This is a genomic window from Megasphaera sp. DISK 18 (genome assembly GCF_001682955.1).
Taxonomy (GTDB): domain Bacteria; phylum Bacillota; class Negativicutes; order Veillonellales; family Megasphaeraceae; genus Megasphaera; species Megasphaera massiliensis.
In genome coordinates this window covers 1-24946 of the sequence record NZ_LUGJ01000038.1, presented here as the reverse complement: position 1 = coordinate 24946, position 24946 = coordinate 1, and the positions used below count along the sequence as shown (strand labels likewise).

At 49.7% G+C, this 24946-nt stretch carries 24 protein-coding genes, 1 pseudogene and 1 other annotated feature; of the genes and pseudogenes, 3 read left to right on the top strand and 22 right to left on the bottom strand.

Features of this window, described 5'->3' with window-relative positions:
- Nucleotides 1–2 precede the first annotated feature (2 nt).
- The 14 genes from A0U42_RS08670 to A0U42_RS08610 all read right to left on the bottom strand — a co-directional run bounded on the left by A0U42_RS08670 (nucleotide 3) and on the right by A0U42_RS08610 (nucleotide 12807).
- Nucleotides 3–665: a Rha family transcriptional regulator gene (locus A0U42_RS08670; RefSeq protein WP_065360631.1), complete on the bottom strand. Its 663-nt coding sequence runs from the start codon at nucleotides 663–665 to the stop codon at nucleotides 3–5.
- An 87-nt stretch (nucleotides 666–752) separates the two neighbouring features.
- Nucleotides 753–2741, bottom strand: a complete 1989-nt coding sequence (locus A0U42_RS08665) for a DNA polymerase (protein ID WP_065360630.1) — start codon at nucleotides 2739–2741, stop codon at nucleotides 753–755.
- 59 nt (nucleotides 2742–2800) lie between these two features.
- A complete protein-coding gene (locus A0U42_RS08660; RefSeq protein ID WP_255304145.1) occupies nucleotides 2801–2992 on the bottom strand; it encodes a hypothetical protein in 192 nt (63 codons plus the stop codon).
- A 9-nt stretch (nucleotides 2993–3001) separates the two neighbouring features.
- A complete protein-coding gene (locus tag A0U42_RS08655; protein WP_065360628.1) occupies nucleotides 3002–3568 on the bottom strand; it encodes a DUF2815 family protein in 567 nt (188 codons plus the stop codon).
- A gap of 13 nt (nucleotides 3569–3581) precedes the next feature.
- Nucleotides 3582–4709, bottom strand: coding sequence for a DUF2800 domain-containing protein (locus tag A0U42_RS08650; protein WP_065360627.1), 1128 nt, complete (start codon nucleotides 4707–4709; stop codon nucleotides 3582–3584).
- Nucleotides 4699–5010 carry an rRNA biogenesis protein rrp5 gene (locus A0U42_RS08645; RefSeq protein ID WP_065360626.1) on the bottom strand — a complete coding sequence of 104 codons (312 nt, stop codon included), beginning with the start codon at nucleotides 5008–5010 and terminating at the stop codon, nucleotides 4699–4701. Before A0U42_RS08645 ends, A0U42_RS08650 begins: the two co-directional genes overlap by 11 nt.
- Nucleotides 4997–5167, bottom strand: coding sequence for a hypothetical protein (locus tag A0U42_RS11640; protein ID WP_176698859.1), 171 nt, complete (start codon nucleotides 5165–5167; stop codon nucleotides 4997–4999). Before A0U42_RS11640 ends, A0U42_RS08645 begins: the two co-directional genes overlap by 14 nt.
- A gap of 129 nt (nucleotides 5168–5296) precedes the next feature.
- On the bottom strand, nucleotides 5297–5797 hold the full coding sequence (locus tag A0U42_RS08640; protein ID WP_065360625.1) for a hypothetical protein: 501 nt from the start codon (nucleotides 5795–5797) through the stop codon (nucleotides 5297–5299).
- A 358-nt stretch (nucleotides 5798–6155) separates the two neighbouring features.
- Nucleotides 6156–7952, bottom strand: a complete 1797-nt coding sequence (locus tag A0U42_RS08635; RefSeq protein WP_065360624.1) for an AAA family ATPase — start codon at nucleotides 7950–7952, stop codon at nucleotides 6156–6158.
- A gap of 14 nt (nucleotides 7953–7966) precedes the next feature.
- Nucleotides 7967–8461 carry an ABC-three component system middle component 2 gene (locus A0U42_RS08630; protein WP_083122478.1) on the bottom strand — a complete coding sequence of 165 codons (495 nt, stop codon included), beginning with the start codon at nucleotides 8459–8461 and terminating at the stop codon, nucleotides 7967–7969.
- Between the two features lies 1 nt (nucleotide 8462).
- The gene (locus A0U42_RS08625; protein WP_065360623.1) at nucleotides 8463–9476 is read right to left on the bottom strand and encodes an ABC-three component system protein; all 1014 of its coding nucleotides are present in this window, start codon (nucleotides 9474–9476) and stop codon (nucleotides 8463–8465) included.
- Nucleotides 9477–9764: 288 nt separating this feature from the next.
- Nucleotides 9765–10352 (bottom strand): ComF family protein, encoded by a 588-nt coding sequence (locus A0U42_RS08620; protein WP_065360622.1) that lies wholly within the window; start codon nucleotides 10350–10352, stop codon nucleotides 9765–9767.
- A 23-nt stretch (nucleotides 10353–10375) separates the two neighbouring features.
- Complete coding sequence (locus A0U42_RS08615) at nucleotides 10376–12535, bottom strand: ATP-dependent RecD-like DNA helicase (RefSeq protein ID WP_176698861.1); 2160 nt, start codon at nucleotides 12533–12535, stop codon at nucleotides 10376–10378.
- On the bottom strand, nucleotides 12535–12807 hold the full coding sequence (locus A0U42_RS08610; RefSeq protein ID WP_065360620.1) for a chorismate mutase: 273 nt from the start codon (nucleotides 12805–12807) through the stop codon (nucleotides 12535–12537). The genes A0U42_RS08615 and A0U42_RS08610 overlap by 1 nt, the downstream gene beginning before the upstream one ends.
- Nucleotides 12808–13013: 206 nt before the next feature.
- Between A0U42_RS08610 and A0U42_RS08605 the strand changes: the two genes are divergently transcribed.
- Both A0U42_RS08605 and A0U42_RS08600 read left to right on the top strand, forming a co-directional pair.
- Nucleotides 13014–14468, top strand: a complete 1455-nt coding sequence (locus tag A0U42_RS08605; RefSeq protein ID WP_065360619.1) for an amino acid permease — start codon at nucleotides 13014–13016, stop codon at nucleotides 14466–14468.
- Nucleotides 14469–14609: 141 nt separating this feature from the next.
- Nucleotides 14610–14852, top strand: a binding site (T-box leader).
- Between the two features lie 69 nt (nucleotides 14853–14921).
- Nucleotides 14922–16157 (top strand): hypothetical protein, encoded by a 1236-nt coding sequence (locus A0U42_RS08600; RefSeq protein WP_065360618.1) that lies wholly within the window; start codon nucleotides 14922–14924, stop codon nucleotides 16155–16157.
- Nucleotides 16158–16261: 104 nt separating this feature from the next.
- Here the strand turns inward: A0U42_RS08600 and A0U42_RS08595 are convergent, their stop codons facing one another.
- The 7 genes from A0U42_RS08595 to A0U42_RS08560 all read right to left on the bottom strand — a co-directional run bounded on the left by A0U42_RS08595 (nucleotide 16262) and on the right by A0U42_RS08560 (nucleotide 23525).
- Nucleotides 16262–17368: an NADH-dependent flavin oxidoreductase gene (locus tag A0U42_RS08595; RefSeq protein ID WP_065360617.1), complete on the bottom strand. Its 1107-nt coding sequence runs from the start codon at nucleotides 17366–17368 to the stop codon at nucleotides 16262–16264.
- 284 nt (nucleotides 17369–17652) lie between these two features.
- On the bottom strand, nucleotides 17653–18456 hold the full coding sequence (locus tag A0U42_RS08585; RefSeq protein ID WP_065360615.1) for a carbon-nitrogen hydrolase family protein: 804 nt from the start codon (nucleotides 18454–18456) through the stop codon (nucleotides 17653–17655).
- A gap of 21 nt (nucleotides 18457–18477) precedes the next feature.
- A complete protein-coding gene (locus A0U42_RS08580) occupies nucleotides 18478–19641 on the bottom strand; it encodes a pyridoxal phosphate-dependent aminotransferase (RefSeq protein ID WP_065360614.1) in 1164 nt (387 codons plus the stop codon).
- Nucleotides 19642–19662: 21 nt separating this feature from the next.
- Nucleotides 19663–20277 (bottom strand): 4-carboxy-4-hydroxy-2-oxoadipate aldolase/oxaloacetate decarboxylase, encoded by a 615-nt coding sequence (locus A0U42_RS08575; RefSeq protein ID WP_065360613.1) that lies wholly within the window; start codon nucleotides 20275–20277, stop codon nucleotides 19663–19665.
- A 15-nt stretch (nucleotides 20278–20292) separates the two neighbouring features.
- Nucleotides 20293–20964 carry an RraA family protein gene (locus A0U42_RS08570; RefSeq protein WP_065360612.1) on the bottom strand — a complete coding sequence of 224 codons (672 nt, stop codon included), beginning with the start codon at nucleotides 20962–20964 and terminating at the stop codon, nucleotides 20293–20295.
- On the bottom strand, nucleotides 20954–22363 hold the full coding sequence (locus A0U42_RS08565; RefSeq protein WP_065360611.1) for an amino acid permease: 1410 nt from the start codon (nucleotides 22361–22363) through the stop codon (nucleotides 20954–20956). Before A0U42_RS08565 ends, A0U42_RS08570 begins: the two co-directional genes overlap by 11 nt.
- Nucleotides 22364–22379: 16 nt before the next feature.
- Complete coding sequence (locus A0U42_RS08560; RefSeq protein ID WP_255304155.1) at nucleotides 22380–23525, bottom strand: 2-methylaconitate cis-trans isomerase PrpF family protein; 1146 nt, start codon at nucleotides 23523–23525, stop codon at nucleotides 22380–22382.
- 160 nt (nucleotides 23526–23685) lie between these two features.
- On the opposite strand from A0U42_RS08560, the gene A0U42_RS08555 reads away from it, so the two are divergent.
- A complete protein-coding gene (locus A0U42_RS08555; RefSeq protein ID WP_044503577.1) occupies nucleotides 23686–24582 on the top strand; it encodes a LysR family transcriptional regulator in 897 nt (298 codons plus the stop codon).
- A 180-nt stretch (nucleotides 24583–24762) separates the two neighbouring features.
- On the opposite strand, the pseudogene A0U42_RS11500 reads toward A0U42_RS08555, so the two are convergent.
- Nucleotides 24763–24946: pseudogene (locus A0U42_RS11500) on the bottom strand (transposase); the annotation flags it as partial.

The window sequence follows — 24946 nt, the reverse complement described above, 5'->3', positions numbered from 1 at the left end:
CCTCATCCCTCCAGTTCCGTCTTGTAATAGGTCATGAGCATCTGTTTGCGCTGCTGGAAATCCGGGCAGGAATACAGCAGGCCGTAATCCAGGTGCTGCAGCCGGTCCAGCGCATGAATCTGCTGCGCGGTCAGATAAGGCCGGATGCTCTGCCCTTTTTCGATGCCGTTGGCCAGCCGGAACTGCTTGGCAGACATGCCGAGAACGATGCGGTTCAGCATGTCGCATTCGTTGCTGAAGTGGTACGGCTTCGGGCTTTCATGCAGGCGGCAGATCATATCTGTCAGCATCGGGAATTCCTGCCGGGCAGACAGGAGCGACCGGACACATTGTTCCATCTCGTTGAAACGCTGGATGTAGAGTTCCTTAAAGTGCATCGCCTTCGGGCCTGTGTAGCCCATGACCAGCATCGTGAAGCCATCACGGGTCAGCAGGTAACGCGGCAGTTTCCTTCCTCTGGCATCTTTGTAGGTACTGAGTATAAAATTGTCATGGATGAAATTTTCACTGAGCCCAGATCTGGGCTCAATGATTCTGGTGATATCCCGCAATACGTGACGATGGCCTTTCTCAAAAGTTGCAGCGACAAACAGGCTATCGACTCTGGCTACCCCTTCCGGGTCAGCAAACACACCGTAATCATCTTCAGGAATCAAATTCTTCATAGCGGATTCCACCTTTCGTTAAAATTTCCGAGGAACTCATCCTCTATCAGTAACAGGACAGAATCCGCTGCTTTAAGTACCTCCGTTTCAATCTTTTTGATAAAATTCACATTCGTATCCGTCTGCCCGGAGCAACAATCCTTCGGCCCAGGACGGTGTACGTCCCATCTGCTCGCAGATGGCATCGACACTGGCATCCCGGCTGCATTCGATGATCAGTTCATCATGGACATGGCCGACGATGGCACAGCACCGCAAGGTCTGCATGGCATAGCAGAGGATATCCCGGCTGATGCCCTGGACGATGTTTTCCACGAACTTCGGGCCGTAGCTCTCCAGCCGTTCCCACTTTTTCGTTGCGCCGATGCCTTCATAGGTGACGGATTCCCCGCCGAAGCAGTTCTCGCCTATTCTGGGTTTCACATAGGAAAGCCGCCGTCCGCTGGGAAGCTGGATGAACAGCATGCCGCTCTGGTACAGGAAGCGGATGCAGCCTGCCCGCATAGGGACATGTTCCTTGATGGCCGCTTTCACGGCGGCATCCACTTGCCACCAGAAATCAACGATATGTGGATTAGCCGACCGCCAGGACTGCACCAGAGGATACAGTTCATCTTCCGAAAGTCCCATTTCCAGTGCGCCCATCGCCTTCAGCGCACCGACAGAACCACCATAGCCACAGGCCAATTCTGCGATTTTGCCTTTCTGCCTCAAGTGGCCATTTATTCCATGCTTCACCACAGGTACGCCAAACATCTGGCTGGCTGTCGTGCAATAGATGTCCTGGCCGGCCGCAAAGGCTTCTGATTTCCATGTTTCTCCGGCAAGCCACGAAATGACCCGTGCCTCGATGGCGGAGAAATCTGATACCACGAACTTCATGCCTTGCCGAGGTATAAAAGCGGTGCGGATCAGTTGGGACAGGACATCGGGAACAGAGTCATACAGGAGTTCCAAAGCTTCATAATTTCCCTGGCGCACCAGTTCCCGGGCTTCCGAAAGATCCGGCAGATGATTCTGGGGAAGATTTTGTAATTGAATATGCCGCCCAGCAAACCGCCCGGTCCGGTTGGCGCCATAGAACTGGAACATGCCTCTGGCCCGGCTGTCATTACAGGCCGTCAGTTCCATAGCCTGGTATTTCTTGACCGAGGATTTGGCCAGCTTCTGCCGGAGAAGCAGTACACTGCGCAACGGTTCTTCTGCAGTCTTCAGCAGTTCCTGTACCTGCTTCTTGCCCAAAGAATCAATCTTCATCCCGTGCTGTTCCAGCCAGGCAATCATCTGGATAACGGAATTCGGATTTTCCAATCCCGTCTTTTTCTTTAACTCGTCCATCAATGATTCCCGGCACCGGGCATCCATGACCACGGCCTGGCCGACCAACGTCCGGTCAATGGCAATGCCTCTGTCGTTGATTTCCTGATCCAGATGGTATTCGTCCCATACCTGTTCCGGTACCGGGTAGTGCTTCAGCCGCTCCTGGATGGCCATTTCCACTTCTACATCTCGTTTGTTGTAGGACTTGAACAGATTCCATTTGTCTGGGGCATGATGAGGAAGGTTTCTCGACCTGCCGCCATTCGCTTTGGTTTCCTTGCAGGGAACACAGAAATAGCGGATCAGTTCTTTGCCTTCCTTCATCTTCTGGCTGTCCAGCTTCAGCACGGCCCCCGCGCCTTCCAGGGAAAGGGGCAGACCCATATAGGCCGACCAGACCATGGAGCATTTCCATCCCGCCGGATTGAGGAACCTGGAACAATCCTTGGAAAGCGGATGATGATCATGGAACGGATCCAGGCTCATCCCCAGGTCACGCAGGTATCGCGACAGGCAGACTCGTTCAAAACTGGCATTGAACGCCCATTTGGTGACAGATTCATCTGTCAGGGTATCCAGGATAGCATCCGGGACACGCTCCCCCTGCGCCAGGTCAACGACCTGCACTTCGCCCCCATCCACGGCATAACCGAAGAGGAGAAGTTCAAAGGCTGGCGATTCTGCGTATTTGTACACGCCGCATTTAGCCAGGCTGACATCGCTGAATGTTTCAATATCGATACTGATGGTTTTCATACGCTTCACCTCGAAAAAACGGCGAGGCACAAGGCCCCGCCGCCGTTATTCACTACTACTTATTTCCGGAAAGATTCCATCTGCTTGCGGTGATATTCTTCTTCCCGTTCTTCCCGGTGCCGGGCCATTTCTTCATCCCGCTGGTCTTTTTTGATATCCGTATAAATCATGGCCACGAAGAACCCGCCGGCGCACAGTGCAACCAGGCAGTACAGGCCATCCAGAATCAGTCTCATCACAGTTTCCATCATCACGCCTCCTTATGCCAGGAAATCATCATCGTCAACCGTAGCAAAATCATCTTCTGCACGGGGGTTGCCGCCGAGGGGTTCGCCGTCACGGATCTTCTGCAGGTTGTTCAGGCCGCAGGCGATACCCTTGTTGCCGTTGCTGTTGAAGGCATAGAAGTTGATGGACGCACGGCCATAGACGCCGGAGTAGACTTCGGAGCGTTCCAGGATATGCTGGCAGTCGGCATCGACGATGCCCGGCCTGGTCGCCGAGTTGGCATTGACGAAGAAGCTGTCTTTATAGGCGTCATCGCCCGGGCGTTCCAGGTCGCCGTCACGGAGCGGCGTCTTGATGGCTTCGAGAGCCGGTACAGCGCGGCCATTGCCCTTGAGCTTGCTTTCGCCTTCTTCGTAGGCAGCCTTGATGGCGGCGCGGATCTTTTCTACGGTCTTCGTATCCGACTTGGGGATGATCAGGCTGACGCTGTACTTCGGCGTACCGCCATTGATGGACTTCGGTTCCCAGACGTTGGCATAAGACCATCTGGTATTGACCCCGGTAATCACTTTGCACGGATTGACATAATTCTTGGACATAGCAAGTTCCTCCTCATTTTTCATCGTTGAAATCATCTGCCGCGGTGTGCATGGCCGGACGCTTATCCGATTCCGGCACCAGGACCGGCTTGCCCTGCGGCTTTTCCACTAAATCAGACAGCAGTTCTTCGAACCGTTTCTTGCCGAGCTGTTTCGTCATCGCCGTAATGCCGAGCAGCTTCTTTTCATATGGGTCGAAGCCTGCTTCTTCCACTTTGGCGGCGACTGCTTCTTCACTTACGTAGCGGCGGTTCGACCGGCCTTCGACCAGTTTCCATCCGTCCCACTGTTTGCCGGACAAGGCCTGCTGCAAAGCGTATTCTTTGACATCCCCGGCCCAGTTCACCAGTTCATCGGCCTTGGCCAGGACAGCTTCGATTTCTTCATCCTGCAGCGTGGACGGGACGGCGAAATCATACCGGGCCAGTTCCAGGTTGTATTCGGCCCGCTTGCGGCAGGTCGCCTTGATCTTGCAGAAACGGCAATGGTCGCCAGCTTTATACTCCCCTTCGCCTTTGGCCGCAAGTTCCGCGGCGGGCTTCAGCACCGTTTCGGCCCACTGGAGCAGTACTTCTTTGCTCATGGTACAGGTGCTGACGTTGTCCCGGCGGGGCTGGAAGATGGTCATGGACACTTGGCGGATATCATAGATTCCATCGAACAGATTCAGTGCGCCGAGGGCATAGCACATCATCTGCGGATTCTTCTCGGCATCCACCAGAACTCCCAGGCCGTGCTTGTAATCGATGACTGTCAGGGTATCGTCGGCCACGATGAGGCAGTCCCCCGTACCAAATCCTCCTGGCACCCATTTGGAAAAGTCCAGCCGCTGTTCAATCATAATCAGCGGGTCCTTGCAGGATGCTTTGGCTGTGGCCAGGCATTCCATGACGAACTGCGCGTATTCATCGGTACACTCCGCCATCTCCTCATCAAAGAACGTGAGCCCCTTCGTCGGGTCTTCCAGCTTCTGCCCCAGCGCCGTCTTCACCTTGAATTCACAGAGCGTATGGGCATCCGTCCCCTGCCGGGCGAATTCACTGGAGGTATCCGGCAGCTTGGCACATTCCTTCGCAGACGGCGGGCAGGCCAGCCAGCGGTAGCAGGAAGATGCGGACAGCACCGCATGTTTATCCGGCATGGCCAATCACCTCCAGTTCCTTCAGGAATGCTTCATACTGCGCCGCATCAATGCCGGACAGCTTGTCCGCCCCATACTTCTGGATGAGACTGCGGACTTCTGCTGTGAATCCCTTGCGGGCCTTGTCGGCAGCGACTTTGCGGACAGCTTCCAGCGTCAGCGGTTTTTCCGCCTTCTCTGATTTCGCTTCCGAAGCTGGCGGATTTTCTTCTTTCACCGCCATGACTTCGGAAATCTTCAGCAGCGCCTTGCCGCAATCGCCCAGGGCTGCTGCCAGTCTCTGCAGTTCATCGTTTGTCATACGGATTGACTCCTTTCACAAATCTTTGCATTGATAAGAGATGGATGTTCCTGGCAATACTGCGGGTTGTGACGCTGATGGCCATCAGCACCGCCGCCAGTTCCCGGTCCAGCTTTTGCTGCTGAGCCAGCTTTTCAGATGTCTTTGTGTACATCATCTTGGGTTTCTCCTTTCCAAAGGTTTTTTCTATTTCTCCCCTTCACCAGTAGCAGGACAATTTCGGCATCGTTAAGTACCAGTTCGTAAAAAATCCGGCCACATTTTTTGTAGCCGGATTCTTTTTTTCTTAACGGAAGTCTTTAAGATGTTCTTTTAGGAGTGCATACAACTTGTGTTTGCGCTTGTTTACTGCTTTCTGGCTCAAGCCGACGGCCTTCCCGGTCGCCGCTTCGCTAGAACCATCGGCAATCATCATCAAGATGGTTCGGTCGATATCCTGCAAGGCCACCAGTTCATGGCGAAGTGCTGCCAGCAGCTCTTCCTTCAGAATTGCTTCTTCTAAGTTGAAGTCATCAGGTACCTCCAACTCATAGTCATCCCGCGCTTTATCAGCCGATACTTCGTCGGCGCCATGCCTTTGCTGACGCTTATCTTCCCGCCAGAGTGGACGCATGAATTCATAGTACTGTTCTTTGGTTGCTGGAATCAGGATAGTACGTACCTTACGACAGCCGATTTTTGACCAACGGACTTCACAGTCCTTGTACTCCTCGGTGATGACGGTTTCTGGAGTGAGTTCCAGAGGAATGTAAAAACATTTCTCATTGCTTGTCTGTTTTTTGTCCATTTTTGTCTCCATTCCGTCCGAGAAGAACGGCGGAGACAAAAAGCTGGCACTGATACAGCATCAGCGCCAGTTTTCTGACAGCCCAAATAGGCATAGAAAAACACGGTGGATGCATGATCAGCAAAGTACAATCATCGCTTGTACTTTCTGCTTTATGCAACCGCCGTCCTTATAGCGCTATTCGGACTACGATTTATTTGTGGCCAGGGGTTCTCTCCCTTGCCTGCCTATAGTCTATTCCAAAATCAAAATCGTGTAATTGACATGAAGTGGCGTAAAATGGAATAAAATGGGTTGCTGAAAAAAGGCCAAAAAAAAATAGGCTTCTCACCTTAGTGAGAAACCTATTACAAATAGTTTATTCTTGATATCCGTCAATCAAGCCATATCTCCCTATCCCCTTATTTTTTGTAAAGTGAATAAGGTTTGCACCTTCATAATCGATAGATGGAATTTCATTTTCAATAACAATCGTTTGTGGAGAATCCTCCCTTGTCAAAAAATATCTAAACAAATGCCCTTTCATGGGCTCCGTAACATACGAATTTCTCTTTGAATCTTTTTCTTTTAATGAAAGAATCGGAGAATCTACAACAAAAAGTGCAGGATGATAATGCCCCATCTTTTCCAGACAATTTTCCATTGCAACAGCTAGTATCGTGTTCAAAAAAGCACGGAATCCTTTACCTTGGCTCTTTTTTTCATGACCATTAACGACAACATCATAGCTATCGATATCAAAATATGAATCCAAATAGTTCTGATAATCGCAGTATTTTAAAAGTTCGTCTACTTCCGTATCAAGGAGTTCTTTAAAGACCTCCTTGAATTTCTCTTTTACATTCAAATGAATGTCAGCAGTTTCTTCATTCTCAACAGCATCACGTTCTTGCTGAAGAAATGTTGAAAATTGGTCAATCATGGTATTCATTTCAGCAAATCTCAATGAAATTTTGAAATCATCAAGTTGCTTTTTCAACTGCCGGATTTTAGGTTCAAGTTCTCCTCGTATTTTTTCTTCCTGCTCATTTCTCTGATTAATTAGCATATCTTTTTTCTTTGCCAAAGCAGCATATTCTTCCTGTATGGATTTCTGGACTGATTGCAAATCCTTGACCTGAATCTCAATTTTTTGCTCTTCTGCGATAGCAGAACCTATACAGTCCTCTTCATGTTCATGAGGAAGTTCTCCATTGCAAAAAGGACATCTTTCTACTGCTTTGATTTTTTTAGAAACCATATTCCCTTCCGCAATAAAAGTCAAGCGTTTAATGTCCGCTTTGTATTGTGATAAAAGGAGTTGATTCCGATTCATCAAGACCTCGTCTTCTGAAATCTGCCTCATTACTTTATTGATTTTCTCTCCAATTTCATGGCATAAGTTCAAAGTTTCTTTAAGGATTCCTTTAGCAGCTCCGATTTCATCGATTGTTTGATTGATTTTATTCTGCAATTCACCGGGTTGAAGCAAAGGTATTGTATCATCAAAAGATGACTTTTGCCTTTCTAAGAAGCCCATGCCTCTGTTGACAATTTTCAGTACTCCCTCATCTTTTGCTTTCTTTATTTTTGGATCAATAAAAGCCGATTTCGGAAGATAGTTATTACCCGTCCCCAGATACAATAATGCTGTTAAAACCGGGGTTCCTACCGTTCCTCCCAATCCATGCTTTCCCTTAAGAACACTGGCTTTATCATGAACCCGGTCTTCATCTATGATGAACGTATGGTAAAAAGTTCTAACTGTCAAAGCCTGCGTTTTTCCTTCCTGCGTTTTAAGAATCTTAGTATCAAGAGGAATGTCCAGTAATTTCATCCAGACGTCATTAATAGGTGGATTCTTTTTCCCACCCTTTATCTTATAAGTGCCTGTTTCTATACCATCTACATGACTGATTACATCAAAAGATTTAGTGTCAACATCCCGGCTGATAGAAATGCTTTTCCCATTGACATCTATTCCTATCTGAATCTTCTCCACTTTTAAATTGACATCGAATCGATGAGTACCGGCTCCCATCATATAATCTATACAATCCAAGACCATACTTTTTCCGGTATTGGATGGACCATAAACTATATTCAGACCCGGACAAAAAGTTATTCTTGATTCTTTTTGATTTGCAGTAATCTTAAGCCACTTTATGTAAAACATAACCATTTACCCCTTTAGTTTGCAATAGGACGATGCTGAATTTCCTGGAGTAGTTCCTCATCACTTTTGCAACTATATTTTTTTGCGGAAAGTCTTGATATCCTGCGGTATTCCTGTGCATATGTACTATGAAAGCCATTTGATATCTCCAATCCATATTCTGTGATTTTATACTGATATCCCTGATTATTTTCGACTTTCAATATTCCATGCCGTACTAACTTCTTGATTGCTTCAGTAATCAACGAACGTCTTCCTGCCATTTCAGCATACATAAAATCGTTATTGCCATGCAGATTCTCAATAGCTATACCAAAAACCTTTGCATAACAATTGATGAAGTCAAATGCCAATATACGAGTACTCGAAAAAAACAGTTCTGGTACGGACCCCATCAGTAGCATGATTCTTAATTCCATTTCGAAAACCGTATTGAATATTTCTTTATTTTTTCTTGCCGTTTCACCCTGGTTACGGGTACTAAATGTATTGAAAATATCCTTTTGCAACTTAATCCCCCTCTATCCAGCTGAGTTTCTCATCATTGACCAACATATGACAAATTCCTTTCTTTTCCCCTGGTCCAATCCAATTCAGAGTCACCGTTTGTATATTAGAAGAAAGCTCCACCAATGTCGCATGCTCCATTACAGCGTTCATTCTGTCATAGCCGCAAGCATAATCTTTTTCTTCCGTCGTTACGACACCTTCATACATTTCTTCCTTTACCGCATCAAAATTTTTCTCCTCCTGTGGCGCTACAGTATCTCGAAGTCCCCTCCTGATAGTTTCCGCTAAATAGTAGTCTTTTCTCTGTCTATTAAAATTCTTTTTCATATTAGGACATGAATCGAGATCCTTTACACAATCACATTTCACCCCTGTTTTTTCCTGATAAACACGGAATAACTCTGTTACATATTTCATTTCTTCTGTTGCAATAGTTGAAGGTGGAGACAGTGGAACAGGCTTTTTGAATTGCCCAACAAACTTCCTGAAAGCTTCTATTTCGTGATTAATATCTGAGGCTGTTTCCTGCGCCGTTTTCGAATAGTCTTCATAAGATGCATCCTTTTTCATATTGTCTTGCAATATAGCATATAAGAGCGCTCTACCTAAAAATCCTCCCAAATCGCCATCCTCGTACAGTTTATTTAAATCACCTTTTTCTATTTCAGATAAATCTGATTCATTGATGTGATTTAGCAATTCAGATATCATTTCATCGGCCTTAACTCCACTAAGGACTTTGTCCAAAACCTGATCAGTAAAGTATTTCTTTAGTCCATTATATACACGACTATCATCCGCTGCTTTTTTCAAATTTTCTGGAATGTCTGCTTCTTGTTTATACCAAAGGCTTGCCGACTTATTATCGATGTTATATGGCTCCCCATGTCTATTGACACAGTTTCCAAGACTAATGATTGGCTCAAATAAGATTTTGGCAACTTTAGTCATATTAGGTTTGATAATACCCTTCGAAAACACCTTAGCAAAAGATGAATAATTGTAAACCCGCATGAATTATCACCTCGTCCAGACGATAACGCACTTTTCATTGATAATAATATTGTACTACATTTTTTATCTTATCCATAGCAATACTACCAAACAATAGAAAACTAGTCAGATAACGCGGTAATTATCTTTCTATGTCATTAACGATGCCATTGCTATCGTTAATAGCATATTCATAGGGTTGTTAAGAACTTATACGATTCCTTCTGATTCTACCCGCATTTCAAAGCATAAAAAATGTCGGCCATCTGCCGACGTTTGCCAAGACCTCGCTATATATGGACGTTTCCGCTATGCACACCGTTCCCAATATTGTATCAATCTCAAGCATCTTTGCTCTACGAGTAAGATATGCTTATTCTTAACATCGGCTGTTTCCCGAAGGCCGAAGGCGCGGTGGACGTTTTCGGAGCGCTGGCTTCTGGGAAGATGCCACTGAGCATCTGTGGGACGCAAACGCTGGAGGATGTCGGCCCAGCGATAATGATCGTCAGCCCATGTTTTGAAAAGGCTTTCGACTTGGTTGAAGCCGCGGCTTTTCATTTTCTCCGGTGCTAAGGGCACGGGAACGACCATATCGATGTTTTGCAGTCGTTCCGGCCAGGGAAATCGTTCTAGTAAGACGCGGCAGGCCCGGCATTTTCCCTCTCTGCCCTTATACTTGATATCATGAATCAGACGGCGCATGGCCCCGTCGTAGTCGGCCAAACAGTAACAGGCGTCGAGGGCTTTCAAGGCTTGAGAGCGATTGATGCGCCGCGGATGCCAAACCGACGCCAGGCACGACGGGCACCAATCGCCGTCACGCTTCATGAGGATGCCGCAGGCCGGGCAGGTCGGCGGATAGAAGAGGTTGGTCATAAGGGTGAGCAGTGACATAAAATGCCTCCTGTCGCAAAATATTACGTAAGCAGCTCGCCTTGGAGCCGTGGGATGAGCAAGGTAAAGCGGCGGCTCGTCCGCTGGTTCTGGACGGCCGTTTGGACGGCCCGTTTAGTACCGACTAAGATGACTTTTCGTTTGGCCCGGGTGACGGCCGTATAGAAGAGGTTTCGCTGGAGCATGATGGAATGGCTGTTGACCAGAGCCATGATGACCGTATGGTATTCACTCCCCTGGCTCTTATGGACAGTAATGGCATAGGCCAAGGTAATTTCGTCGATTTCCGCGCCTTCATACTTGACGTCCTGCTCGGGGTAGCGGACGTAGACCATGTCGTGCTGGACGGCAAAGATTTGACCGATGTCGCCGTTGAAGACGCCTTTTTCGTAATCGTTATGCTTCTGCATGACTTTGTCGCCGACGCGGAAAATCATGTGGCGGCCCTTCAATTCCCCCTTCCCTTGAACGGGCGGATTGAGCCGTTCCTGAATGAGCTGATTGAGGTTGTCGACGCCGCAGGGATCCTTGTACATGGGCGACAAGACCTGGACGGCAAATTCGTCGCCCGTTTCTCCAACTTCACTGCGGTACAAGGCGCTGATCTGCGTCGCCCCGTCGGCTTCGGTTTCGATTTCGACGAAGCGGAATTCCAAGTCTTCGTTGACCACCGGCAGGCGACCGTTGTTGATGAGGTGGGCGTTGGTAACGATGCGTCCCCCTTCTTTTTGGCGGAAAATCGTATCCAAGCGGACGACAGGCACCGTTTCCGAGGCGATGACATCGTGGAGGACGGCTCCGGCCCCGACCGACGGCAATTGGTCGGCGTCGCCGACGAGGATGCAGCGGCACTGGGGCTTCAAGGCATTCAGTAAGTGGTACATCATTTCCATGTCGAGCATGGACACTTCGTCGACGATGACTAAGTCGGCCGGCAATAACTTCGTTTCATTGTATTCAAAGGACTGGACTCGGCCGACATGGCCGTCGGGAATGAGGAGGCGATGGATGGTCTTCGCCCTGCGCTGCGTCGTTTCAGCCAGACGCTTAGCAGCTCGCCCCGTCGGCGCACAGAGCAGGATGCGCAGGCCTTCTTGTTCGGCCAGGCGGATGATGGTCTGAACAACGGTCGTCTTCCCCGTCCCGGGACCGCCGGTTATGACGGTCATCCCCGACTGGAGGGACTTTTCGACGGCTTCCCGCTGCTTGTCTGCCAGTTCAAAATGACAGGAATCCTGCCATCGGTCCAGAAAGAGCTGAACGTGCGTTTTCATGGAAAGAGGCTTCATGGCAGCCATCTCGCGGATGCGGCCGGCAATGGCTTCTTCCTCTTCATAGGCTTCCGGCGTATAGACGTAGACCGTCCCCTCAAAATCCGCTGTCCGTAATTGTCCCATATCGACGGTGTCCTGCAGGATATCGTGGAGTCCCAGAGCATCGGCCTGGAGAAGAAAAGCCGCCCGCCGCACCAATTCAGCATCGGGAATGCAGACGTGCCCGTTCTGGGTCATGGTCTGAAGAACGTAGGCCAGACCGGCACCAAGGCGCTGCGGCGACTGGCGGTCCATGCCGTACGCCAAGGCGATTTGGTCGGCCGTCTTAAAGCCGAAGCCGTCGATTTCATGAATCATCCGATACGGTTCTTCGGTCAGGACGTATTTCACATCGTCACCGTATTTTTGCAGGAGCCGACCGGCATAGCGTCCGGCGACTCCGTGTTGTTCCAAATCATAGGCGATGTCGTTGATCTGTTTTTCTTCGTAGAAAGATTCCGTTATGACGGCCAATTTTTTAGGCCCGATGCCTTCGATTTCAAGTAAGCGTTGAGCGTCCTTTTCCAAGATTTCCATCGTATCCTTGCCAAAACGGGCGACGACGCGGTGGGCCAAAGCCGGTCCCATGCCTTTGACGGCACCGCTTCCGAGGAAGCGTTCAATACCGTCGACCGATTCGGGAATGACGCGGCTCCAACTGTCGGCGGCAAACTGGCGGCCATAGCGCTTATGCTGTACCCAATGGCCCTTTACTTCCAGCCGATCGCCGACGAGGGGCTTGGTACCGTGGCCGGTCACAGTATACGTCGAATCGTCGCTTTCATCGTGAAGGCGAAAGACGCGGTAATCCGAATCAGAGGCCTCAAATAAGATGCGTTCAGCAATGCCTCGTACAATAAGTTCTTCCATCATCCTATCCCCATGTGTTCCCGTTCGTATTTTTTGCTTTCATCCATGATGCACTGGTAGATGCGGCGCAAATAAGGGGCCAAATTTTTCTGCTCCGTCAAATTAGAAATTTTATCCAGCACTTGACGCTCCCTTCGCGGATCATAGACTTCCATGTGATGCTCTTTTTTATAAGCGGCAACAGCAGCCACGACCTGCATGCGCCGTTCCAGTATCTTGGCCAAGTCCCAGTCCAATAAGTCAATCTCCCGGCGGCATTCTTCTAATTCCATAATCTATCCTTTCTCATTACGCATGATAACACTACCATTATAGCCGAAAAGCCGCTAAAAGGCTACAAATGATTCGCTTCCCTATATAATTCTTGCATAATTGCAGAATATTTATTTGTCATTATGGCTGTCATCCTATATAATATATTCGTATGAGTTTTTTTAGATTTTAGTTATCAATTTAATACAAAAGGTTGTGATTTTGCATGGAAGAAACTCAACAGCAGCAGCAAAAGCTGCGCCGCAGTCTGAAAGCCCGCCACATGAACATGATCGCCATCGGCGGTGCAATCGGCACCGGCTTGTTCGTCGCCGGCGGTGAAACAGTCAGCACTGCTGGACCGGGTGGGGCACTCGTCGCCTATGCCCTCATCGGCATCATGGTCTATTTTCTTATGACAGGACTGGGTGAAATGGCTTCATACCTTCCGGTCAGCGGCTCCTTTGAAACGTATGCTAACCGCTACGTCGACAAATCCCTGGGCTTTGCCCTGGGCTGGAACTACTGGTTCAACTGGGCCATCACCGTTGCGGCCGAACTCGTCGCCGGCGCCCTGATTATGAAGTACTGGTTCCCCGACGTACCGGCAGCCCTTTGGAGCGGCTTGTTCCTAGTCATCTTGTTCGTCCTCAACTACCTGTCGACTCGTTCCTACGGCGAAAGCGAATTCATCTTCGCCGGCATCAAGGTCCTGACGGTCCTGGTCTTCCTGTTCACGGGGACCCTCTTGATTTTGGGTCTCGGCTCTGAACCGTCGCCGGGCTTCGTCAACTGGACGACCGGTGATGCTCCCTTCGTCGGCGGTTTCACGGCTATGTTGGGTATCTTCATGGTCGCCGGCTTCTCCTTCCAAGGGACGGAAATGATCGGCATCGCCGCTGGGGAAAGTGAAGATCCGGAAAAGAATGTCCCCCGTGCGGTCCATTCGATTTTCTGGCGCATCCTCATTTTCTACTTAGGCGCCTTTACGGTCATCGGCTTCCTCATTCCGTATACCGACCCGAACCTGCTCAATACGGATATCGTCAACATCTCCATCAGCCCCTTTACGCTGGTCTTTGAACGCTTCGGCTTAGTCGCCGCCGCATCGATCATGAACGCCGTCATCCTGACCGCCGTTCTCTCGGCCGGCAACTCGGGCCTCTACGTTTCGACGCGTATGCTCTATGCCATGGCTGAAACAGGTCAAGCTCCGAAATGCTTCCTCAAGCTGAATAAACGCGGCGTCCCGACCCATGCCTTATTTGCAACGGTCGTCTTCGGCCTGGCAGCCTTCCTCACGTCTCTCATCGGCGAAGGCAAGGCCTATGACTGGCTGGTAAACATCAGCGGCATGGCCGGCTTCATCACCTGGATTGGTATCGCCATCTGCCACTACCGCTTCCGCAAAGCTTACATCGCTCAGGGCAAAGACTTGAAAGATCTGCCGTATAAAGCAACTTGGTATCCCTTTGGCCCCCTCTTGGCATTGATCATGTGTATCATCGTCACGGCCGGCCAGAACTACTCGGCCTTTACCGGCGCCGAAATCGACTGGTATGGCGCCAGCGTCGCCTACATCGGCATTCCTGTCTTCCTGGCAGTCTTCCTCTATCATAAATTTAAACACAAGACACACCTCATTCCCCTGAAAGAGGTTGACCTGTCGCGTGATAAGTAATACTGAGACCGTCCGTCATGGGCGGTCTTTTCTTTTCCTTTAAACTTAAACGTTTATCTATATATTTTCAAAAAAATATTATTTTTTTCCTTGACTTTTTAAGTTCTCGGTGATATCATAGCCACATCAACAAAAAACGCCATAAACGCGACGACGCAAAATAGTACGTTCGAACCCCTCGTTTTCAGAGAGCTGCCGGCCGGTGCAAGGCAGTACAGGAGCCGAACCGAACTCATTGCCGAGCGGAGACGCTGAACAAAGTAGGCCGACACGGGAACTCCCGTTACAGAGCATGGATATCGCCGATGGCCGTATCCGAGAGTGCATCCGAGAGGATGAAACAGAGTGGTACCGCGGAAGGATACAACGCCTTTCGTCTCTTAGCAAATACCCTTGCAGAGAGACGAAAGGCGTTTTCGTTTCTCTCCCTGTCCATCAAAGGAGGAAACTATTATGGCCAATATTTCATCGATTAAAAGGGCATCCCTGAGCATGTGCTTTTCCGTCGGCGCCGTCCTGTTCAGTTCTCACGCCGGCGGCGGTTTTGCCACAGGTAATCAGGAAAACGTCTACTTCGTCAGCCTGGGCTGGCTCGGCCCCATTACGGCGATCATCACCATGCTGCTCTTTACCCTGACCATCAAAGAAGCCATGAACATGTACAATTCGCGGCACCTCACCAGTTACCGCCAGTTATTCCAGAACTTATACCGCCCCTTTACGGGCATCGAATACTTCTTTGAAGCCTTCTTCTATATCATGGTCTTAATGGCCGTATCGGCTACTATTTCCGGTGCCGCTTCGGCCATCAACGCCCAAACCGGCCTCAACTACTACGCCGGTATCGGCGTCGTCGGCATCATCATCTTCTTCCTGACCATCTTTGGTGCCGGCCTGGTCCGCCGGGCAACGACCTACATGGGCATGGCCATCCTGGCCATGGTCGCCATCATTTTCTCGGTCGGCATCTATACGGCAGGTTCCGTTGAAGGAACCCAGGCCTTTACAGCCGTCATGGCCCAGGACTTTTCCGCTAACGGTTTCAGCAACGTCCCGACAGCCATTCTCCACGCCTTCACCTATGCCGGTTTCCAGTGCGTCGTCATCCCGACCATGATCGTCGTCGGCACGCCCTTAGTCACCCGTAAGAACTGCGCCACGTCGATGTGGTTCTCCTTCGCCATGAATGCCGCTGCCCTGACCTTAGCCGTCGTCATGCTCTTAGGCTGGTCCGGCTTCTACGGTAAATCGACGCTGCCGACGCTGACCAGCAGCCAGGCCATGGGCTTACCGTGGCTGACCATCGTCTACAGCGCCTTCCTGATGCTGTGCCTCATTTCCACCGGCGTCACGACGGTTTTCGGCTTCACCGCTCGTTTTTCTGAAATCAATATCCTGAAAAAAATCAGCTCCCGCTCGGTCATCCGCGCTGCCATGGTCACGGCCTTCATCATCATCGCTTCCATGACCGTTTCCATCGCCGGCCTGACCAACATCATCAAATACGGTTACGGCTACTGCGGCTATGCTGCCATCGCCATCATCATCGTCCCCTTCCTGACCATCGGCCGCTATAAAAACAAACGCTATGCCAAAGATATGGAATACCGGGCCCGCATCGACAGCATGAACGAAAATCCGCAAACGGCACAGGCTTTCAAACCGACTGCCGAAGCTGCCGGCCATTAATTGAGATAACTCAAGGTATCGCAAAAAGAAAGTTCTATTTACAGATAAGAAAATGCCTTGCATCTACGAGGATGCAAGGCATTTTTTATCGCTTATGATATTTTTTATTCGACTAAGCGGTCAGGCACTTTCAGTTTCATGAAACCGTATGTGCCATTGGCAATCATCAGCAAGTCCCGATCCTGTACGTTGAGTTTCTGACAGATTTCAGCATCCCGATTCGCCAAGATTTTGGCACTCCAATTGGGATCGATGAGGGACGAGCAGCCGGCAGCGACAATTTCCGAATGGGCCAGTGCTGCTTCTACGTCAGCCCGAGTGCGGACGTCACCGACGGAAATGAGGGGCAAGCGGCCGCCAATGGCGTCGTGGACATAGGCCAGCATCGATTTTTCCTGGTATTCCGGAAGGTTGGTCTTGCGGTCATAACGGGTCAGGGAAATATGGAGATAATCCAATTTCTTATCGGCCAGTTTATCGACGAGCCACAAGGTTTCCTTCAAATTGAAGCCCGGATCCGTTTCTTCTCGCGGCGAAAAACGGTAGCCGATGATGAAGTTGGGAACGTTCATGGCATCGATGGTTTCAATGATGCCATCGACGACGCGTTCAATGAAGGTATAGCGCTTTTCGAGGCTCCCACCCCATTTATCGGTGCGGCGGTTGGAATGGGGTGAAAAGAACTGGTGCAGCAAGTAGTGATTGGCACCGTGGATTTCTACACCGTCAAACCCGGCTTTGACAGCTCGAACGGCAGCCTTTTTAAAGTTTTCGATAATTTCTTCGATTTCGTCATCCCGCAGTTCCCGCGGCGTTTCGGCACCTTTCTTGGCAGCAGCTACAGCGCTGGGAGCTACAGGCTGTTCGCCTTCGATGGTCTTGCTGTCGGTCATGCGGCCGGCATGGAAGATCTGAAGGATAGCCCGGGTCCCGTCCCGTTTTATCGTCGAAGCCAATTTGCTGAGATTGGGAATGAAGGCATCGTCATCGACGCTCAATTCCCCGGTCCACCCCTTGCCGTTCGGCTGGATATAGGCTACGCCCGTAACAAACATGCCGACAGCACCGGTGCGCATGCCGTAATAGGCGATTTCGTCACCCGTGACCGTGCCGTCATAATAGCTCATGCGCGTCGTCATGGGCGGAATGGCCAAGCGGTTCTTTACCGTAAGGCCCCTTTTGAACGTAAGCGAATCTGTTAAGTTAGTCACTGTCTTCACCTCTCTTGAAAGATTGTTTTTCATATAATGTAATCGCAGCGCCGGATCATGTCAGCGTTGAGACCCCAGTTTCTGTCTGAAAGTCGCTGACGCCTCTGCCAAATCAGACGAGTCTCGTCATAATTGAGCTCGGCCGTAATCATGGCGTCTGCATCATACCATCTATCGTGGTTTGTTTTATCATACCCCAGGCCCTCCAACCCGTCAAGAGACGTCATCAAAAGAAGAAGGAGCTGCCCCTTGAGGATCGTTTCCTCAGGCACAGCTCCAGTTTCTTATAATTCAAATACGTCTCTGCGGCGCAGGGGCAAGTATTGTTTTTCATCCCGCAGTTGGCGGGCCTTTTCGTAATCCAAATCAGCCAACAGGAGTTCTTCGCCGGCTCCTGCCAAGGCCGCGACAGATCCGTCCGGTCCGGCAACGATGGTCTGACCACAGAAATCCATGACGCCTTCTTGACCGGTACGGTTGACCATGACGGCATAGAAACTGTTCTGGAAAGCAGGGATCCGAATTTCCCATTGGAATACATCCAGCGGTTCTGTCGTTTCATTGGCCACAGCCGTAATGACCAGATCCGCCCCTTTCAGCGCCAGCGTCCGGAAGCTTTCCGGATAATGACGGTCAAAGCAGACGATAAGGCCGATATTGCCGGCTGATGTCGGCACGACGACGAAACCGTCATCGCCGGGCGAGAAGTAATCCTGCTCATAGAAATGGAGGGCCCGGACAATATGGTTCTTGCGGACAATGGCTTTGATTTCCCCATTTTCATCGATGACCATCATCGTCGGATAAATCTTTCCGTCCCAAGTCAATACCAGTGAAAAGACGCCGATGATGCCTTCTTCCCGGCAGGCCCGGCACAGTCCTTCGATATGCGGATCATCCAACGGAAGGGCGATATTGTCCTTAGAAAGACCGGCATACTGCGGTATATATTCCATCAGCTGCCCTTCCGGAAAGCAGACCAGCTGTGCGCCGGATTCTTTCGCCTTATGAAGATAGGTCAGGGCCTTCTGATAATTTTCTTCTAAATTTTTTCCCAACCGGAGCTGGGCACAAGCAATGCGTACCATGAGTTACCTTCCTCTCCTTCTTTATTGCAAGATACGCTGCAGGCGGCGAACTGTTTCCTGCAGGACTTCCATAGAAGCCGCAAAAGGCATGCGGATACAATTTTCAGCACCTCGGCCAAAGGCATCCCCCGGCGCTGCAGCAACATGGCCCTCGGTAAGGAGGTATTCACTTAAGGCTAGGGAATCCATGCCGCGGTAATCAATCCGCGGTAAGACATAGAAGGCACCTTGAGGAGCCCGGCAGGTGACGCAGGGGATTTCATTCAGGGCCTGTACAAAATATCGACACCGTTCATCATATTCCCGGCACATGCGGCTGACGTCGGCTTCACAATCGAGGGCCGTAAGAGCTGCACTCTGCACGAAGGATGTCGCACAGTTGAGGATATGCTGCTGGACTTTCGCCATTTGCCGAAGCAGGTCCGGATCGGCAGCGACGTAGCCCAGACGCCAGCCGGCCATGGCATAGGCTTTTGAAAAACCGTTGAGCGTAATGACCCGGCCTTTCAATTCGGGCAGGCTGGCCGGACTGATATGCTTGAACCCGGAAAAAATGATTCGTTCATAGATTTCGTCGGAAAAGATTAGCAGATCCCGCTCACAAGCCACTTCGGCAATGGCCTTCAGTTCATCATCCTGGCAGACGCGGCCCGTCGGATTATTGGGCGAGCATAAAATAATGGCCTTCGTCTGCGGCGTAATAAATCGCTCAATCTCACTCTTGCGAATCTGATAGTTATCCTCATAAGACAAAGGGATGCCGATAGCTTTGGCCCCCGTCAATTCAATAATGGGCTTATAGGATACATAGGCCGGCTCAAAATACAGGGCTTCGTCACCTGCCTGGAGGCAGGTAAAAAGGCCGATGAAAAGCGCTAATTTCGTACTGGCCGTCACTAAAATCCCTTCCGGAACGGCATCGATGTGATTTTCGGTCTGCAGTTTCTGTGCCAGTTTCCGGCGCAGTTCCGGCAGGCCCTGACTCTGGATATAAGAGGTGAATCCGGCCTTCATATCCGTATAGGCCCGTTCGATAATCGGTGACGGCGTCTTAAAATCCGGTTCACCACCAGCCAGGTTAATGATATCCTGGCCTTCTTCTTTCATCTGTTTTGCCAAACTCATGAGCCGCACCGTTGCAGACGGCTGCAGATCCTTTACCCGTTGGCTGATAAAATCACGCATGGCTGATCCCTCCTGTTTCAATTACTGCCACTTCTTGGCAAAGCCCATCAAATCGGCCGTCGTTTGGCCTTGCTGCAACAGAACTTTCAATTCGTCTTCTTTGGCCTTCTTGGCTTGTGATTTTTCAAGAACTTCTGCTGCTTTTTCCTTGGGAATGACGACGACACCGTCGGCATCACCGACGATAATGTCACCGGGATGAACGATACGTCCGCCGCATTCAATAACGTCATCGATAGCACCGCACGTTTCTTTCAGCGTCCCGTTCGGGCAAACGCCGCGGGCAAAAACAGGATAGTTCATATCGATGATATCCCGCTTATCCCGGCATGCCCCGTCGATGACGACGCCGGCGATTCCCTTGGCCCGGCAGGATGTCGCAAAGAGTTCCCCAAAGACACCGGCCTGGAGATATCCCCCGCACTGAATGACCAAAACGACACCCGGCTTGGCTTCGGCAATAGCCCGGTGAATCGTCAGGTTGTCTCCGGGCACGCAGGTCACGGTCATGGCATAACCGGTCATTTCAAAATGATAGTCCAACGGCTTAATAGCCGCATCCATGCTGCCGTTCCGGCCATTCATATCACAAATATTCCCCGTAGGGATTCCCTTAAAAGCACTGGCAATATCCATATCGATTCCCCTCTCTTACTGTTCTTCGTGCGTCTGTAAATGATGGTATCCCATCTGGGCCCGAGCCTCTTTCAAAGTCTTTCCGCTCTTGACCAAGGCTACGATTTTCTGTTCCGTTTCCTCGATAGATTGGGCAATGCGCAGCGTCGTTTCGGCAACCTGCAGCGGAATGCAGACAGCTCCGTTTTCATCGGCAACGATCAAATCGCCGGGGCAGACCTTTACCGACGAGATAGACACCGGTTCATTAATCGAAGCGACTTCTACACGGTCCTTCCCAGTCATCATATAGTTTCCTTTTGTAAAGATTGGATATTTTAAGTCGTGAATGGTCTTAACATCCCGGCAAACACCGTCGATGACCGTACCGGCAACGCCTTTCCACTCAGCAACCTGAGACATGATGTCGCCCCAGACCGTGCAGTACTGTCTGCCGCCATTATCAATGACAACGACGTGGCCTTTCGGGACATCGTCGAGAAAATCACCGACGTTGCCCTTCGTCTGGCCGCAGGGAATATATTGTACCGTAAAAGCCTGACCACAAAGGCGTGTCCCCGGGACCACGGCTTTAATGCCTAACAATCCGCTGGCGATTCCCTGTTTATCCAAGGCATCGGTCAGAGAAGACGTATCCAATTCTTTAAAAGTTGCTAACATTGCTGCATCCAATTCGTTATAGTTCATTTTGACTGCATCCTTTCTGTGGTTCAAGAATAACACTATGTTTATTCATGCCTGATAAAAAATAAATAGCGGTAAGAACACCATATAACACAAGGGCTACGCAAAAGCCGATACGAGTCGTCTCACCATAGGCGATGACGACGAGGGAAACGCCGATGAAAGCTCCTGCGATCCACGTCGTAAGCGGGTAAAAAGGCAACCGAAAACTGCTTCTGGTTACTTGGCCGGCTGCCAACAGACGGCGATAACGATGATGTGACACCAGGATGATAATATACGTTATCATAATCGACGTCGAACCGGCGCCAACCATAGCACTAAAGACATCCTGCGGCACAAAGAGGCTTAAGATGACGCCGACACAAAGGGAGGCCGCGATAGCGAGAACACAGCGATAGGGAATACTATTGGCGTTTGTTTTCCGCAGCCACTGCGGAGCCTGATGTTGTTCAGCTAAATTAAAAACCATTCGCGTTCCGGCAAAGAGATTACTGTTAAAAGAAGACAAGGCCGACGTCAGTACGACAAAGTTCATGATTCCTGCCGCTTCTTGAATGCCTGCATAGTGGAAAACCTGCACGAAAGGACTGCCGAAAGTCCCGCCGACCTGTTCCCAGGGGAAAATACACATGACGACGAATAAGGAGCCGACATAGAAAATAAGAATTCGCAGGAAAATATTGTTGATGGCCTTGGCCAAGGTTTTTTCAGGATTCTGTACTTCACCGGCCGTATTGCCAATCATTTCTGAACCGCCGTAAGCATAGATACAAAATGGCAGAGCCATCAAGAACCCAAAGGCTCCTTTCGGGAAAAAACCTCCGTTATTCCATAAATTCGAGAAACCGACAGGTTCTGAGAATTGACCGATTCCCACAAAAATCATGAGTCCGCCAAAGAAAATCATGCCCATAATGGCAACGATCTTAATCATGGCAAACCAAAATTCAAATTCTCCGAAGTTATGGACTGCCATAAAATTCAGACCGACGATGAGGAGAAAAGCTAAAACAGACCATAACAATCGCGGCGTATCGGGCAGCCAAAATTGCATAAAAATGGGAGCCGCAATAATTTCCGCCGTGCAGACCGCCCAAATCATGTACAAGTAATTCCATGAAGCCATGAAGCCGGCCCAAGGACTGATATAGTCCCTGGCATGACGGGCAAACGATCCGGAAACAGGATTGTGTACGGACAATTCCCCCAAAGCTCTCATGACGATAAAGACGATGATCCCGCAGACGATATATTCAAGGATAATCGACGGACCCGTCAACTGAATCGCCGGTGAAGACCCCAGAAAAAGGCCGACGCCAATAGCCGTGCCAATGGACATCAGTTGTATATGCCGTTCTTTCAAACCACGCTGCAAACCTTCTTTCGTTTTTTCAGCCATAGTAGTAACCCCCCTCTTATGTTTGACCGAGCTGAGACTGGCGAACATACACGTATCCATCCATGATGAGCCGGGCAGTCCGGTACATCGCCGCCTTGCGTACAACAATAGTATCGTTTTCAATATCGACAACTGATTCTGCCGGAATGACACCGGCCGGATGGCCGATGCGAATATCTTGTTGTTGTTTTGACTCCGGACGAACCACCTGACTGACAACCGTCCCGGGGATCTTAGCAGCTATAGCCAAGGTAACCGTCGATGTCACGGGGTAACTCTTATGGACCTGCTGCATAAATAGCAATCGACTGACAATATCAACATCCTCTGCCGCCACATCCTTGCCGTCAAAGGTCTGATACGATGCCGGCGGACTTACCAAAGCAATGAAGGGAACATATCCCGATTCTTGTACGGAAGACTGCCAATGCTTCACCATTCCGATTTTTTCAGCTGCTTTGCCTCGAATTTCTTCCAACAGGTCCATGACTTCCTTATCGGCTTCGAGCATTTTAGGCGTTTCCAGACCGGTCAGATTGAGTTCAGCAGCTTGGATAAAGACCAAGGGATTGCCGACATCAAAGATGGAAACGCGATAATTCCGACCGCGGGCTTCAATGACATCGGATAAATTTCCGGTAGGCAGCATCTTTCCCGTAAAGGCTCCCTGCCCGTCTTTCCAGTCTAAGGTGATGCGGGCCCCGGACCCCGGCACGCCGTCAATATGAAGCTCTCCGTCGACGACGGCTTCGCCTTCAGAAACGGGTATTTCCGCGGTGACGATATTGTTAGAATTCGTCAAGTGGATCCGAACGGTTGTCACCGGTTCCGTTACCGGAACCAATCCGTGATGGATAGCAAACGGGCCGACAGCAGCTGCAATATTGCCACAGTTCCCCTTGCGGTTGACACTGGCTTCGTCGAGTGCCACCTGAGCAAAAGTATAATCTACATCCGCATCAGGCCGTGACGGCGGACCGATTATGGCACATTTGCTGGTCAGTAGGTCACCCCCTCCCAGCCCGTCTATCTGACGGATATCCGGTGTCCCGAAAATCTGTAAGATGACCTTATCCTGCTGATCCCGATCCGACGGCAAATCGTGAGCCATAAGAAAAATTCCTTTACTCGTGCCGCCGCGCATAATACTACAGCGGATCATGTTCATTCCCGGATACATTCAATCAACTCCTTTCAACTATTCCTATTGGTTAATCTCATTATATACGCTAGTCATTCATTTGAATAATGAATGATTTAGCATTATAATATAGATAACTTAGATATTTTATGATATATATCCGCCGTAAGAAGGGATCATTATGAACATCACTGCCATCCGCGTCTTCTTGGAAATCGTCAAGACCCACAGTCTTTCGAAAGCAGCGGAAAACCTATACTTATCACAGTCGACGGTCAGTCATCATTTAAAAACCATGGAAGCCGAACTGAACAGTCAGCTCATTATCCGCCATCAGGGGCAACGGACGATCCACCTGACTCCCAAAGGCGAAAATTTTCTTCCCCTGGCAGAGCGTTGGCTCTCCTTATTTAAGGATACACAGGCGCTTCAAGACATGCGGCCGCACAGCACCTTATCCCTGGGCTGTACAGACAGTCTCAATACCTACGTCTTTCCGGAGCTGTACCAAAATCTCCTCTCCCATGAAGAGACCCTTGACTTAGACATCCGAACCCAGCATTCACAGGAGATCTACAATCTCCTCTTAAATCACGAAATTGACACGGGCTTCGTCATTACCTCCTTCGCTTACAAAAATGTCGTGACCCGAATCTTATTCACCGAACCGATGGTCTTATTGTGCCAAAAAGACATGCCGTTTCCTTCTGCTTCGATTCATCCCCAGGATTTAGACGTAAAAAAAGAAATCTTCATCGACTGGAGTCCTGAATTTCGAGCCTGGCATGATTTCTGGTTCAATACCGTCACCAGTCCGCGCATCAAGTTCAATAATCCGTCATTGAGCCACTATTTTCTAAAAAATAACTACTGGTCTATATTCCCGATCTCCATGGCCCGTTTACTTCTGAAAGAAATGGATTTGGCTGTCTATCCACTGACCTCACCGCCGCCGGATAGGACCATTTATCAAATCACCCATAAGGAGCCCCTTTCCAATCACATTCCCGTACTCACGACATTTCAAAAATACGTCACCTATTTCCAGGAAACGACGACGCTATTTCAAAAACTCTAAAAGGAATGCCCCTCCGCTGTCGCTGGGCCGGCCTGAGCAAACCACCAGTTTAACTGGTGGTTTGCTCAGGCCCTATAAGGGCCTATCTCTTGTGGTTGCACTCTAAAGAGTGCACTGAATAAAGTCTGGCAATCACATTGCTATTACTGGCAGCCCCCTACTCGGGGGCCCTTGTTTTGCCTACTTTTTCTTGCCACCCGTAAACGGGTCTATGTATTCCTTAAAATCCAGCGTATCCATTTCAATATCTTCCTGTAATTGGTGCCGAATATACTCTCTTATGTGTTCTTTACTCTTTTCCGACTGTGTCTACAGAATATCCTCGGCACCAAAAGTGTCGATTACCATATTTGTACTTGAGGTT